The 14,615-nt window shown below is 75.1% G+C and carries 8 protein-coding genes; 7 read left to right on the forward strand and 1 reads right to left on the reverse strand.

Going from position 1 to position 14,615, the window contains the following annotated elements; translation table 11 throughout:
• Positions 1–22 precede the first annotated feature (22 nt).
• Positions 23–1,429, reverse strand: coding sequence for an Ig-like domain-containing protein (locus ACEPPI_RS17055; RefSeq protein ID WP_373916072.1), 1,407 nt, complete (start codon positions 1,427–1,429; stop codon positions 23–25).
• Between the two features lie 307 nt (positions 1,430–1,736).
• On the opposite strand from ACEPPI_RS17055, the gene ACEPPI_RS17060 reads away from it, so the two are divergent.
• The 7 genes from ACEPPI_RS17060 to ACEPPI_RS17090 all read left to right on the forward strand — a co-directional run bounded on the left by ACEPPI_RS17060 (position 1,737) and on the right by ACEPPI_RS17090 (position 14,604).
• Positions 1,737–2,357: an L-threonylcarbamoyladenylate synthase gene (locus tag ACEPPI_RS17060; RefSeq protein ID WP_373916073.1), complete on the forward strand. Its 621-nt coding sequence runs from the start codon at positions 1,737–1,739 to the stop codon at positions 2,355–2,357.
• Positions 2,358–2,811: 454 nt separating this feature from the next.
• Positions 2,812–4,647 carry a BTAD domain-containing putative transcriptional regulator gene (locus ACEPPI_RS17065; protein WP_373916074.1) on the forward strand — a complete coding sequence of 612 codons (1,836 nt, stop codon included), beginning with the start codon at positions 2,812–2,814 and terminating at the stop codon, positions 4,645–4,647.
• A 317-nt stretch (positions 4,648–4,964) separates the two neighbouring features.
• Positions 4,965–7,172 (forward strand): TOMM precursor leader peptide-binding protein, encoded by a 2,208-nt coding sequence (locus ACEPPI_RS17070; RefSeq protein ID WP_373916075.1) that lies wholly within the window; start codon positions 4,965–4,967, stop codon positions 7,170–7,172.
• The gene (locus tag ACEPPI_RS17075) at positions 7,162–9,090 is read left to right on the forward strand and encodes a TOMM precursor leader peptide-binding protein (protein ID WP_373916076.1); all 1,929 of its coding nucleotides are present in this window, start codon (positions 7,162–7,164) and stop codon (positions 9,088–9,090) included. Before ACEPPI_RS17070 ends, ACEPPI_RS17075 begins: the two co-directional genes overlap by 11 nt.
• 50 nt (positions 9,091–9,140) lie before the next feature.
• On the forward strand, positions 9,141–10,697 hold the full coding sequence (locus tag ACEPPI_RS17080) for a SagB family peptide dehydrogenase (RefSeq protein ID WP_373916077.1): 1,557 nt from the start codon (positions 9,141–9,143) through the stop codon (positions 10,695–10,697).
• A gap of 41 nt (positions 10,698–10,738) precedes the next feature.
• Positions 10,739–13,537: a lantibiotic dehydratase gene (locus tag ACEPPI_RS17085; protein WP_373916078.1), complete on the forward strand. Its 2,799-nt coding sequence runs from the start codon at positions 10,739–10,741 to the stop codon at positions 13,535–13,537.
• On the forward strand, positions 13,525–14,604 hold the full coding sequence (locus ACEPPI_RS17090) for a lantibiotic dehydratase C-terminal domain-containing protein (protein WP_373916079.1): 1,080 nt from the start codon (positions 13,525–13,527) through the stop codon (positions 14,602–14,604). The genes ACEPPI_RS17085 and ACEPPI_RS17090 overlap by 13 nt, the downstream gene beginning before the upstream one ends.
• The last annotated feature ends 11 nt before the right edge of the window (positions 14,605–14,615 follow it).

The raw sequence follows: 14,615 nt of genomic DNA on the forward strand, positions 1-14,615 counted from the left end.
GCGGCCGCTCCCGGCGGGCCCGTCACGTCGTCGGGTGCAGCCGGGAGGGGGTGTGCGCGGCGGGGGGTGCCGGGCGGGCGGCGGCGGGGGTCAGGGCGCTGCCCGACAGCCAGGTGCGCCAGTCCATGTTCCAGTCGCCGAAGCCGTTGTCGAAGGGGGCCATCGGGGCGCCGCCGCTGTTGACCACCTCGACGATGTCGCCCTCGCGGACCGTCTCGAAGAACCAGGCGGCGTCCTCGGTGGACATGCCGGTGCAGCCGTGGCTGACGTTCTCCTCGCCCTGCGCCTCGACCGACCAGGGCGCGGCGTGGACGTACTCGCCGCTCCAGGTGACCCGGGTCGCGTAGAGGACGGGGAGGTCGTAGAACTCCTTGGTGCCCTTCTGGATGCCGACGGTGTCCCCGCGCATGCGGACCTTGGCCTCCTTGCCCAGGACGACCTTGATGCCGCTGCGGGTCAGGAAGCCCGCCTTGCCGGTGGTGACCGGGATGGTCCGGATGACCCGGCCGTTGCGGCGTACGGTCATCTGGTGGGCGGCGGAGTCGGTGACGGCCTCGATCCGGTCGGCGACGGTGAATTCCAGGGACTCGGAGGGGCCTCCGTACCCGTGGCCGCCGAGCTCGACCCCGTCGAGGCCGCTGCGGACGCGGACCACGGTGTGGGCGGGCCAGTAGGTGCGGGGCCGGAAGTGCAGGGTGGTGTCGTCGACCCAGTGCCAGGCGCCTTCGACGTGGGGCTCCGAGGTGACCTGGAGGCCCTGTTCGACGCGGGCCCGCGCGTCGGCGTCCTCGGCGGGGACCGGACGGCTCAGGACGGCCGTCACGATCTCCCCGGCCCCGTAGGTGCCCGGGCGGGGTCCGAACTCGGCGGTGAGCCTGCCCCCGTCGGCCGCCGGGGGCGTGGTCCGGAAGGCCATGGTGACGCCGACCGGGGTGCCGTCCCCGTCCTGGGCGCCGACCTGCAGGGTGTAGGTCTCCCCCGCCCGCAGCGGTTCGGTGTTGCGCCAGTGGCCGCCGCCCGGGGCGAGGGCTCCGGCCAGGTGGCGGCCGTGGCCGTCGTGGACGGTGACGTCGGTGAGGCTGCCGGCCTGCGAGCGGGCCAGGGCGATCTCCAGGGGCCCGCCCGCGTCCGTGGGGAGGGCTTCGGGGCGGCGGAACGCCGGGTCGGGCAGTACGGACGCGGCTCCGTGGGCGGTGGCCAGAATCCGCTGTTCCCGCCAGGCGCCGCACGGCCCGCCCCGGAAGGCTCCGGCCTCGCACCAGCCGGCGGTGACGGGGCCGTGGTCGCCGTCCTCCCCGTCGACGGTGCGGCCGACCAGCAGGGTGACCGCCGCGTCCCGGGCCGCGCCCGCGGCCGTCCGGTCCAAGGGGCCGTACCCCGAGGACGGTTGGCCGGGGGCGGCGGCGACGGCCAGCAGGGCGCCCGTCACGGCAGCCGCCGCACTCCACGCTTGAGTCCGTGACTTCGCCACGCAGCCCTCCCAGGTCGCACACGCCGGATGGCAGCATCAAAACGACCGGAGCGCGAAACGATGATCATAAACTCGGCCCTGGGGCCGAACGGGCGCGCCAAGAGAACCCGGACGGAGCAGAGCGCGCCGTCAGCCGCCCCTCACGGTCCGCTCGGCCCCGTCCTACCGGACGGCGGTTTCCGGACACCCCCTATGGGGTCGCGGGAGGCCGTTCTGGGGTTCGCGTGTGGCGGAGGGTGCCGGTCCGGTCCCGTAGGCTCGACGGATGGCGAAGTATTTCGACGTGCACCCGGAGAACCCCCAGCGGCGCACCATCAGCGGCGTGGCCGACAGCATCCGTTCGGGCGCGCTCATCGCGTATCCGACGGACTCGTGTTTCGCGTTGGGGTGCCGGCTCGGCAACCGCGACGGCCTCACCCGGATCCGTACGATCCGCGACCTCGACGACCGCCACCACTTCACCCTGGTGTGCCAGAACTTCGCCCAGCTGGGGCAGTTCGTACACGTCGACAACGACGTCTTCCGCGCGATCAAGGCGGCGACCCCCGGCCCGTACACCTTCATCCTGAAGGCCACCTCGGAGGTGCCCCGCCAGCTGATGCACCCGAAGAAGAAGACGGTCGGCGTCCGGATCCCCGACCACCTCGTCACCCAGGCCCTCCTCACCGAGCTGGGCGAGCCCCTGGTGTCCAGCACGCTGCTCCTTCCGGACGAGGAGGAGCCGCTGACGCAGGGCTGGGAGATCAAGGAGCGGCTCGACCACGTGGTGGACGCCGTGCTCGACTCCGGGGACTGCGGGACCCGGCCGACGACGGTCATCGACTTCTCCGGCGGCGAGGCCGAAATCATTCGCCGCGGCGCGGGCGACACCGACCGTTTCGAGTAACAGCGCCGGACACACCTTCTCGCACGAGGGCGGATTCCGTTCCGGGAAACGGAATCCGCCATCCCGGACGACCAGATCCGGCCATGGGGAAGATCTCGCCCCATCCGGTTTCGACCCACGGGTAATGCGTACTCAATTCGGACTCCAGCGAGCCGACCATCGGGACTCGTCTGCTCGTGAACAGCATTGACGCGCCGACAGTAACTCCACGGGACGCCCGGGTGACGGAGAGGAGAAGGCGGGCCGGTACGCCGGAAATGTTGCGGTCGACGCCTCGACTTTCGCAAGATCCGTTATGTAGGGTTCCAGATATTCACCGCCCGACGGGGAGCGGCGAGCGTCCTCAGGCTATGGTCCGGACTATTTCCGGAGTATGTCCGGCACGGAAGCTCCGCAGATCACCGCACCCGTCACACCCGTCTGCGAAACACGTGACCCGACACGGGGGACCATCATGCGGTTCCAGCTATTGGGGCCCCTGAGTATTGCGCACGGCCCCGAGACAGTGGTTCTCAAACCGTCCAAGCCCACCAGCCTGCTCGCGGCGCTTCTCCTCCATCCCGGCGCCGTGGTTTCCACCGGTTATCTCCTGCGTGCCGTTTGGGACGAGGAGCCTCCCGCGACGGCGCGGGCCGCGCTCCAGACGTGCGTACTGCGTCTGCGCAGATTATTCGCGAAATACGGCATATCCGCGACGACCATAGAGGCCGTACCGGGCGGGTACCGGATGCGCAACGACACCGAGACCCTGGACCTGGTGCTGTTCCGGTTACTGACGGCGCAGGCCCGCGCCGCCGCCGGCACGGACGAGGAGCTGTACCGGCTGCGCGAGGCACTCTCGCTCTGGCACGGCCAGCCCCTGGCCAACGTGGCCTCGCGGATGCTCCAGCGGGACGCGGTGCCCGCGCTCGAACAGGAGCGGCTGCGGGTGCTGGAGCGGGTCTGCGACCTCGAACTCGCCGGCGGCAACTGCCATCAGGTGCTGGTCGACCTCTACGAGAGCGCCCGCCGCTACCCGGTGCGCGAGCGGTTCACCGAGCAGCTGATCGAAGCCCTCTACCGCACCGGACGGCAGGCCGAGGCGCTGGCCGAGTACCGCACGGTGCGCGACCGGCTGCGCGAGGAACTCGGTGTGGACCCCGGACCCGGACTGCGCCGCCTGGAGCTCGCGATCCTGCGGGCCGAGGAGCTGGGGCCGGCCGGCCGCGGCGAAGGGGCCGTCGAACTCCCCTCGCGGCAGGAGCCGTCGGCGGTCACCGGCCCGGTTGCGCTCCGCGGCTCCGGCGCGGAACCGGGGCACCCCGGCGGCACGGGCACGGCCCACCCCGGCCGCACGGCCCACCCCGGCCGTGCGGGCGCCCCGGTCGGCGGCGCGACGCCGGTACGCGGCTTCGCCGGACGCGAGGCGGACCTGCGGGCGATGGCCCTGCGGCTCACCGACTCGGACGGGCCCCGGCTCGTGGTCGTCTCCGGAGCGCCCGGCATCGGCAAGTCGGCGCTGGCCCGGCAGAGCGCGTACGAGGTCCGGGACGCCTTCCCCGGCGGGGTGTCCGTCGTCGACCTGGCCCACCCGGACGGCAGTGGCCTCGGCGTCGACGAGGCCCGCGAGCTGCTGCCGGAGCCGGACGGCGGCGGGCGGCGGCTGGTCCTCCTCGACAACGCGGCCGGCGCCGGACAGGTGCTTCCCCTGCTGTCCGGGACGGGCGACGCCTCGGTGCTGGTGACCAGCCGGCGCGGGCTCGCCGCGGTCGTCGCCACCCACGGCGGGGCCGTGCACCGGCTCGACGTGCTCGGGCCGGGCGAGGCCCGCCGGCTGCTCGCCGGGCTGGTCGGGGCCGAGCGGATCGGCACCGAGGAGGCGGCCGCCCGGGAACTGGCCGCGGTGTGCGGCCACTTCCCGCTCGCACTGAGGATCGCCGCGGGACGGCTGCTGACCCGGCCGGGCCTGTCCGTCGCGGACTGCACGGCCTGGCTGGCGGAGGATCCACCGGCCCGGCTGGCACTGGCCGAGGACCCCCGGCTGTCGGTGCCGGAGGTGTTCGGGCAGGCCGTGAGCGCGCTCCCGCCCCCGCTGCGTGAAACGTTTCTGCGGGTGGGCTCGCTCGATCCCGCCGAAGGACTGTGCGCGGCCGGGAGCGAAACCGTCCTCGAACAGCTCGTGGAGGCGGGGATGCTGGAGGACGGGCCGCCCGGCCAGGCGTACCGGATCCACGCCTTCCTCCAGGTCTACGCGCGGTGGCTGGCCCGGGACGGCGAGGACGCGGCGGCGGCGACGTCCCTCACGCGCTGATACGCCGCCCCGCGCGACCCCGTACCGCACCGACTGCCTGCCTGCCTGCCCCAGGGCCCACACCCCATCCCGGCAGCCCCGCTCGTCCTGGCAGCCCCGCCCATCCCCGTAGCCCGGCTCCTCCCGCCCACGCCGCTCTTTCCCGCGCGCGCTCCGTCGCGCGCACCCCCACCCGTCCGCGACCCGCTCCTCCCCGGCCCCGCCCACCCCCGCGGCGGGCGCCGGCCGCGCACCCCCCGCAGCCCACCGGCCCTCCCGCCCCCGGCATTTCCCACCTCACGTCTCCGACCCCACCAGACCGCAAGCAGAGGTGTTCCATGTCCCAAGCCAGCTTCGACGACGTCGCCGCCACCCGGCCCCGGATCCGCCGGGACGTGCTCTTCACCGAGACGCCGGACGGCGTGCTGTTCCACAACTCCGACGGCGGGTTTCGCCTCACCGCCCGCTCGGCGTACCGCTTCGCGACGCTGATCGTCCCTCACCTGACCGGCGAGCATTCCGTGGCCGAGCTCTGTCAGGGGCTGGGCGCACCCCAGCGCGCGATGGTCGCCGAACTCGTCAGAACCCTGTACGAGCGGGACTTCGCCCGTCCCGTGGCCGAGGCGGAGTCAACTTCCCCGGCCGCGGTCCCCGAGCCCGACGTCGCACGGCGGTACGCGCCGCAGATCGCCTACGCCGACCACTACGCCGACGACGGCGAGGCCCGCTTCCTGCGCTTCCGCGGCACCCGGGTGGCCGTCCTCGGCGAGGACCCCGTCGCCCGCTGGTGCGCGCTCTCCCTGGTGCGCAACGGCTGCGCGGCCGTGGCGCTGCCGCCGGGGCCGGCGGTGGCCGAGGTGGAGGCCGAGGCCGCGGAGGCGGTCGCGGACGGCTGCCCGGTGGAGGTCCGCACGCTCGCCTCCCTCCCGTCGGGGTGGGAGGAACTGGCCGACTACGACTTCGTGGTGGTGACCGGCGGGACCGACGCCCCGGCCCGGCTGCTCCCGCTGCTGCGCGCCGGGATACCCGAGGGCCGCTCGCTTCTGCCCGCCTGGACGTACGGCGGCGACGCCGTCGTGGGCCCCCTGATGACGCACGGCACCGTCGGCTGCTGGTCCTGTGCCGCGCTGCGGCTGGGCGCGGCGCGCGGGGGCGCCGGAGCGGCCGAGCTGTGGAGCGCTCTGGCGCTGCCGGGCGGCCCCCCGGCCGCGGGGCCGGTGCCGGGGCGGCCGCTGGCCGCGATGATCGGCAACCTGCTGGGGTACGAGGTGTTCCGCGCGACCTCGGGGACCCTGCCGGCCGAGACCGCCGGGCGGCTGCTCGTCCAGGACATGGCCTCGCTCGACGTGACGGCCGAGCCGCTGTTCCCGCACCCGCGCTGCCCGTTCTGCGCGCAGGAGGAACCTTCTGCGGTGTCCGTGGATCTCGCCGCCGCCGGCCGCTCGGGCACGCCCGCGCTGCCCACGCTGGAGACGGCCCGGGAGGCGGAGGAGCTCGTCGAGGAGCTGAACCGGCGTTCCGTGGCGGTGCGGCCGTACGCGGGGGTGTTCACCCGGTACGCGGACGAGGAGCTGACGCAGATCCCGCTCAAGCTGGGCGTGGTCGAACTGGGCATCGGGCACGCCGGACCGCGCGCGGTGGCGGCCTTCGACATCCACCACGTGGCCGGGGCGCGGATGCGGGCACTGGACGCGGCGGCCCTGGTGTACGCGGAGCACGTGGTGCCGGCGCGCGGGCTGACCGCGGGCGGCTGGGGCGACGCGGTGACGGCGGCCCGGCTGACGACGGCCTCCGGGATACCGGGCGAGGTGTCCGCGTACCAGCGGGCGGTGTCGCTGCTGACGAAGGAGCCGGCGCTGGTCCCGGCGGGCGCGGTGCGGCCGTTCGGCCCGCACAACGCCGACCGGCTCTTCGAGCGCACCCGTGCCGGGGCGGGGGCCGGCCCCTCCCCCGCCGACGCGGCCGCCGCCGGTCTGCTGTCGGCCCTCGGGCACGGCGCGCTGCTGCGGGCCGTACGGGGCGCCGCGGCGGCCCCGGTGGAGCTGCCGGGGCCCCGGGAGGGTGAGGCGGAAGGGGAGGACGCCGAACTCGTCTTCCTCGTGCGGTCTGCGGAGCGGCTCGGGCTGGAGCCGCAGGTGCTGGACCTCGGCGAGGGCGCCCGCAGCGGGGTCGAGGTGCTGCTGGCCCGGTCCGGGGAGCACTGGGCACTGGGCGAGGGGCTGGACCGGCGGTCGGCGGCGGTCGCTGCGCTGCGGGAGCTGCTGGGCAGGGTCCAGTACGCCGCCGATCCGGCGGCCGGGGGCCCGGCCGACACGGGCGATCCGCTGCTGCGGGACCTGGACCCGCGGGCGCTGACGGTCTCCGGTTCGGCCCCCGTGCCGACGGCGGGCCCGGGTACCTCCTGGGACGCGGTGCTGGAGCGGCTGGGCGCCGGCGGACGGGACGCGTACGTGGTGGTGACCGGGGCACCGGAGCTGGCGGGCGCCGGGATCCACACCGTGCGGGTGCTTCTCACGGCGGAGCGGGAGCCCGGCGATGACGCGTGACGCCCCCGCCCGCCGGGTGACGGCCGCCGTCACGCTGGCCGAGGGGCTCGGCCGGGAGGCCGCCGGTCGGTTCACGGCCCTGCTGGAACGCGCCCTGACGGCCCTGGACGCTCCCCCGGTGACCCTGACGGCCCTCGGCCTGCGCGACGCCTTCCGCGCCCCGGTTCCGGACGCGGCGGCGCCGGAGGCGGCCGGGGTGCCCGTGAGCCTGTACGGACACCAGGCCGTCGTCGGGCCCCTGCCGGGGCCGGGGTGCGCGCGGTGCCTGGAGCGGCGCTGGCAGGCCGTCCGGTCCGTCGCGCTGCGGGACGCGCTGGAGCTGGGTACCGGGACGCGGGCGGTGGGCGGGTGGCCGTACGCGCACCCCTTCGCCGCCGACGCCGTCGCCGCGCTGGTGGCGGCGGCCGCCGGGGCCGGTCCGGCGGCGGGCCCGTTCCCCGAGGTGCGGTCGCTCGACCTGCGCACCGGCGCGGTCCGGCGCTACCCGCTGGTGCCCGATCCCGAGTGCCCGGTGTGCGCCACGCCCACCGTGGACGGGCCCGCGCCGCTGGACCTGGCGCCGGCGCCCAAGTACCGGCCGGGCGCCTTCCGCACCCGTCCCGTGGAGGAGTACGCCATCGAGGTGGCGGCCTTCGCCAATCCGCTGTGCGGGGCGCTGGGGCCCTCCGTGGTGCAGGACGTCTCCTCGACGTCCACCTCGGCCACCATCGGCTGCTTCTCGATGCGTTCGGGAGAGTACCTGCGCGAGACCTTCTGGGGCGGGCACACCGACACCTTCGACCGCAGCGCGCGCGTCGGGGTGCTGGAGGGGCTGGAGCGGTACGCGGGGATGCGCGCCCGCTCGCGTACGACCAGCGTCACCGGCTCGCTCCGGTCCTTCGGCTCCGAGGCCGTGGATCCGCGGGAAGTCGGCCTGTACGGGGCGGAGTTCCACCGGGACAACCCCCGGGTGCGGCCCTTCGACCCGGACCGGGAGATCCCCTGGGTATGGGGCTGGTCCCTGCGCGACCGGGAGCCGCGGCTGGTGCCCGAGGTCCTGACGTACTACCACGCGCCCGGACTGGAGAACCGGTTCGTCCAGGAGAGCTCGAACGGCTGCGCCTCGGGCGGGAGCCTGGCCGAGGCCTGCTACTTCGGGCTGATGGAGGTCGTGGAACGGGACGCCTTCCTGCTCGCCTGGTACGGGCGCCAGCCGCTGCCGGAGATCGATCCGGCGACGAGCTCCCGGGCCTCCACCCGGGCGATGGTCGACCGGCTGGCCCTGTACGGGTACCGGGCGCGGTTCTTCGACACGCGGATCAGCTTCCCGATCCCGGTGGTGACCGCCGTCGCGGAGCGCTTCGACGGGGGCACGGGCCGGATGTGCTTCGGGGCGGGGGCGGGGCTGGACCCGGAGTCCGCGCTGGATTCGGCACTGTGCGAGATCGCCACGGACGCGGTGAACCTGCCCGGCCGCACCGAGCGGGACGCGGACCGGCTGCGCGCGATGGCGGCCGACTTCGACCTGGTCACCGCCCTGCATGACCACCCGCTGGTGTACGGGGTGCCGGAGATGGGCCGGCACGCCGACTTCCTGCTGCGCGCGCCCTCCCCCGGGCCGCCGCGTCCGGTGTCGGCGCTGCTGGGCCCCGAGGGGGTGGCGGACGACGTCCGCGAGGACCTGGCGCGGTGCGTCGACGCCGTCGCCGCCCGGGGGTTCGACGTGGTGGTGGTCGACCAGACGATGCCCGAGCAGCGGGCGCTGGGACTGCACACCGTGAGCGTGCTGGTACCCGGGCTGCTGCCGATCGACTTCGGCTGGTCGCGGCAGCGGGCCCTGGGCATGCCGCGGCTGCGCACCGCCCTGCGCGCGGCCGGGCTGCGCGAGCGGGACCTGGAGGACCGCGACCTCAACCCGGCCCCGCACCCCTTCCCCTGACCCCGGCCGCCGGCACGCTCCGGCACGACCCGACCGAACGAGGAGGACCCGTGGGCTACGCCCATGACTACGCCAGCGCCATCATGTACCGGGGCCGGATCCCCATGGAGCCCGTGGACTTCGTGCCCGACTGGGCCGACCGCCCCCGAAAGGCCAAGTTCTACCCGGAGGCGGAGACCCTGCCGCTTCCGGATCCGGCGGACGGGCCCCGGCCCGCGCCGGGGTTCACCCTGCCGCTGCTCTCCGGGATGCTCCAGGACTCGTACGGGCTGACCGGCCGGCGCCTGGGGGTGCAGGCCAACACCGACCTGGCGGCGCTCCCCCACTACACGCAGGCCAACTGGTCCCGGGGCACGGCCTCCGGTGGCGGGCTCTACCCCGTCGGCGTGTACTGGGCCGCCGGGGCGGGCGGGCCCCTCACCCCGGGGGTGTACCACTACGCCCCGCACCAGCACGGGTTGCGCCGGCTGCTGACCGGCGACGTCACCGGTGAGGTCCGCGGGGCGCTCGGGGCGGGCCCGGACGGCTGCACCCAGTACCTGGTGCTGGGCGTCAAGTACTGGCAGAACGCCTTCAAGTACAACAGCTTCTCCTTCCACGCGGTGAGCATGGACGTGGGCGCGCTGATCCAGACCTGGCGGCTGTGGGCGCGTGCGTACGGGCTGCGGATCGCGCCCGCGCTGTGGTTCGACGAGGAGCGGCTGGCCCGGCTGCTCGGCGTGGTCCCCGAGGAGGAGGGGATCTTCGCGGTGCTGCCGCTGGAGTGGGAGGGCGGCGGGTCCCCGACGGTCGCCGCGGCCCCCGCCGCGCCCTCCGCGGCGCCTCCCGCCGTCCGCCTCCGTGACAGCGAGCGCTCCCGGACCGTGCTCGGCTTCGAGACGCTGCGCCGGATCCACGGCGCCACGCTGGGCCGGGAGGGCGGGCGTCCCGCTCCGGGCGCGCTGGACGCGGCCGCCGCGTACCCGTCCCGGGGCGGCCGGGCCGTGCCGCTGCCCGTGCCGGACGTCGCCCCGCTGGAGCCGGCGGCGGCGCTGCGGGCGCGGCGCAGTAGCTTCGGCCGGTTCGACGCGAGCCGGCCGGTGACGGCGGGGCAGCTGGCGGCCGCGCTGGCCGACTGCGCGGCCACCCGGGTGGGCAGCGAGGCGGAACGGCCCGAGGGGCCGCCGCTCACCTCCCTGTACGCCTTCGTCAACCACGTCGAGGGCATCGCCCCCGGCAGCTACGCCTACGACCCGGCGGCCCACGCGCTGCGCCTGGTGATGGCCGGGCCGCCCGGCCCCTTCCTCCAGGCCAACTACTTCCTGTCCAACTACAACCTGGAGCAGGCGGCGGCCGTGCTCGTGCCGACCGTACGGACCACCGCGGTCCTCGACGCGGTCGGCGACCGCGGCTACCGCCTCGTCGGCGCGGCCATCGGCGGCGTCGCGCAGACCTTCTACGCCACTGCCGCCGCCCACGGGCTCGGCGCGGGCGTGGCGCTCGGCTTCGACAACGTCTCGTACGCCGAGCGGCTGGGGCTGCGGGACACCGACGAGGCGCCGCTGCTGATCATGCTGCTCGGTCACGAGCGGCCGCGGCCCGCCGACTTCCGCCACGAGATCGCCTGACCGGACGCGAAGTGCCCACCGAGAGAAGCGGAACGATCAGGATGAACACCACCACCCCATGGCGAGCGGGCGACCGCTTCATGCTGCGCGTGGCCGGCCTGCCCCTGACCGCGGCCGACGCGCTGCGCTGCGCGGACACCCGCCGCTGGGCGGACGACGTGCTCACGGCCGAGGACGAGCTGCGGGCGGACGCCCAGTGGCTGAGCGAGGTGCTGCACCGGGCGGTCGGCGCGACCGACCCGGATCCGGGCGGTCCGGACGCGGCCGGGCGCCGCGCGCTGCTGCGGCTGCGGCGGCAGATCCACAACGGCAGGCCGCCCGCCGACCCCGAGGGCGCCCTGCGCACCCTCGCCGAGTTCGGCGGACCGCCGGCGGACACCGCCGTGGAGCGGCTCGGCGGCTGGCTGCGGCGCGCGGACGAACTGGCGAAGCTGCTGGCCGAGGGCGAGGCCCTGCTGGCCGCCGATCTGGGCCGGGGCCGGGCGGCGCTGCGCGGACTGCTGGCGGACGAGCGGCTGCGGCACGGGCTGCTGCTGGCCTCGCCGGTCCTGGAAGGGCAGCTCGACGCGTACGCGCAGGCCACCGCGGACGGCTCGGTGCCGCAGGGCCGGGCCCGCAAGGCCGAGCGCTCGGTGCTCTCGTACCTCTTCCGCACTGCTTGCAAGACCAGCCCCTTCAGCACCTTCACCGGGGTGGCGACCGGCCGGTTCACGACGGAGGGCGGGCCGGAGGGGATCCGGGTGGCGGACCACTGGAGCAGCCACGTCCGGCTGAACGTGGTGGTCCTGGCCCGGCTCGCCGAATTGGTCCTGGCCGATCCGGTGCGCCGCCGGGACCTGCCGCTGCGCCCCGCGCCGGGCTGGGGGCGCGAGGAGGAGCGGATCCGCTACGTGCGCCGCTCGGTCACGGCAGGCGACGACTCGGCCGCCGTCACCTTCGACGCGGTCAAGGACCGGCTGTTCTTCCTGCGCCGCAGCGGCACCCTCGACCGGCTGCTCGCCCTGTTCGCGGAGCGGGAGGAGACGGCCGGGCAGCCGGAGCTGCGCCACCGGGAGCTGGCCGACTGGCTGGCGGCGGAGCACGGGGCGCCGGCGGCGGAGTGCGAGACGTACATCGCCGCCCTGCTGGAGCTGGGCATGGTGCGCGTGCCGTGCCTGGACACCCAGGTGCACAGCGGGGATCCCGTACGGTCCTTCCAGGCCGCGCTGCGCGCGCTGGAGCGGCCCTGGGCGCAGGCTCTCGCCGGACTGCTGGAGGAGCCGGCCCGGGTGCTGGAGCGCTATCCGCACGCGGCCCGGGAGGAGCGCGCGGAGCTGCTGCGCGCCCTGCGCAGCGGGCTGCGCCGGGCGCAGGAGGAGCTGGGCGCGCCCGCGGACACGCCGCTGCCGCAGACCCTGGTCTACGAGGACGTGAGCGCGGGCCGTGAGCTGGCGGCGGCGGCACCGGCGTGGGCGCGGGAGGGTTCAGGCGGGGGCGCCCTGCGGTCGGTGGAGCGGATCCTGCCGGCCTTCGACCTGACCCTCGCCCAGCGGATCACCTTCGAGGGCTTCTTCACCGCCCGCTACGGGCGGGGCGGGCGCTGCGAGGACCTCCTGGGCCTGGTGCACGACTTCCACGAGGACTTCTTCGACCAGTACCTGTCCTTCACCGCGCGGCGCACCCCCTTCGACGCGCGCGGCGCGTACGTGCCGGAGGAGAACTGGCTCGGCCTGCCCGGCATCCGGGCCCTGGACGCGGCCCGGCGCGCCTTCACCGGCCGGATGCGGGACCACTGGGCGGCGTACGAGGAACGGGGCGCGGGCACGGAACTGCGGCTGACCGAGGACGACGTCGAGGCGGTGGCGGGGGAACTGGAGCCGGTGGTGCCCGGTTTCGCGCCGCGCTGCCACCACGTGCAGCTGGCGCGCGACCCGGCCACGGGCGCGGAGCTGACCGTGCTGAACCGCTCCTACGGCGGGCTGTCCTTCCCCTTCAGCCGCTTCACCCACGTCTACGGCGACCAGGACGGCCTGCCGTCCCTCGACGGGCAGTTGCGCGCCACGGCCGCCGCGGTCACCCCGCCGGGCGCGGTGTTCGCGGAGGTCACCGGCGGGCCGGTGACCACCAACCTGAACCTGCACGGGCGGCTCACCGAGTACGAGATCGTCTGTCCGGGCGAGAGCGGCACACTGCCGCAGGAGCGGCTGCTGCGCCTGGACGACCTGTACGCGCAGCACGTGCCCGAGACGGGCCGGGTGGTGCTGCGGTCGCGGCGCCTGGGCATGGAGGTGATCCCGGTGTACCTCGGGTACCTGGTGCCGCTCGCGCTGCCCGCCGTACCGCGGACGCTGCTGCTGCTCTCGCCGTCCTCGATGTCCCCGCTGGACGTGTGGGCGGGGGTGCCGGAGGGCGTGGCGCACGGCGGGGTGAGCGCGCGTCCGCGGGTGGTGCACGGGGACGTGGTGCTGAGCCGGCGCAGCTGGACCACCACGGCGGGGGAACTGCCCGTGCACGGGGCGCGGGAGGCCGCGCACTTCCTGGAGTGGCAGCGCTGGCGACGGTCCCACGGGCTGCCGGAGCGGGTGTTCGCGACGGTGTCGGCGGGTCCGTCGGCGCTGGGGGCGAAACCGCAGTACGTGGACTTCGCGAGCCTGCTGTCGCTGGCGGCCTTCGAGCCGCTGCTGCGGGAGGGCGGCCACCGGGTGGTCTTCCGCGAGATGCTGCCGGACCCCGGCGCGCTGCACACCTTCTCGGAGCGCGGGGCGCACGTCGCCGAACTCTCCGTCGAGACCTTCACCACGACCACCGTGTCGTCCTCGAACTCCCCCGATCCGGAAGGCGTTGCCAGATGTCAGAGCTGACCCCGACGCGTGGCGCGTGGCAGGCCGTGCACGTCTTCTACGCCGCCAACCCGCAGCCCCTGTTGGTGCGGTGCGTGCGCCCGCTGATCGCCTCGCTCCAAGAGGACGGCCTGCTGGCGGGCCACTTCTTCATCAACTACTGGCTGGAAGGGCCGCACGTGCGGCTGCGGCTGCGCCCGGTGACCCCGGCGGCGGAGGCCGAGGTGCGCCGGCGCACCGAGGAGGCGGTGGCCGCCTTCCTGAAGACCCGGCCGGCGCTGTACGAGGTGGACTCCGGATTCCTCAACGAGTTCTACAACACGCTCTTCGACATCGAGTTCCCCGAGGGGGACCGGGCCGCCTTCATGGGCGCCGACGGCCGGATGAACCTGCGCCCCAACAACTCCTTCTCGTGGGAGCCGTACGAGCCGGAGTTCGGCAAGTACGGCGGTCCGGCCGGGGTCGAGCTCGCCGAGTGGCACTTCGCCCGCTCCAGCGATCTGGTCATGGAGGCCCTGGGCTCGATGAACCTGCACCTGCGGACGGTGCTGCTGGGCACGTCGGCGCAGCTGATGATGGTGATGGCGGGGGTGTTCCTGCCCGACCGGGAGGAGCTCGGCGGCTACCTCGACCGTTACTACGAGTTCTGGCACCGGGCCTTCCCCGGCACGGGGTTCATCGGCTCCTCCGAGTACGACCGCACCTACGAACAGACCGCCCCCGGGCTCGCGCGCCGCTTCGCGGGGGTGCTGACGGCGCTCGGCTCCGGGGAGACCGGCCGGCTGCCCGCCTTCCTCGGCGGCTGGGCCGAGCACTGCCGGGAGCTGCGGCGGCGGGCCGAGGCGCTCGCCGTCGGCGGGGAGCTGGTGTTCCGCTCGTGGGACGGGACCCGCGACGAGCGGGTGACGGATCCGGCGGTGGCGCTGCCGCTGCTGCTCTCCCCCTACATGCACATGACGAACAACCGGCTGCACGTGACCATCCGGGACGAGGCCTACCTCGCGCACCTGCTGGGCCGGGTGCTGCGGGAGGGCGTGCCCGGGGACGCCTCGCCGGACCCGGCCGGGGCGGGGGTGGCCGGGCCGTGAGCACGCCCTCG

Source organism: Streptomyces sp. AB3(2024), from assembly GCF_041862025.1.
Classification (GTDB): domain Bacteria; phylum Actinomycetota; class Actinomycetes; order Streptomycetales; family Streptomycetaceae; genus Streptomyces.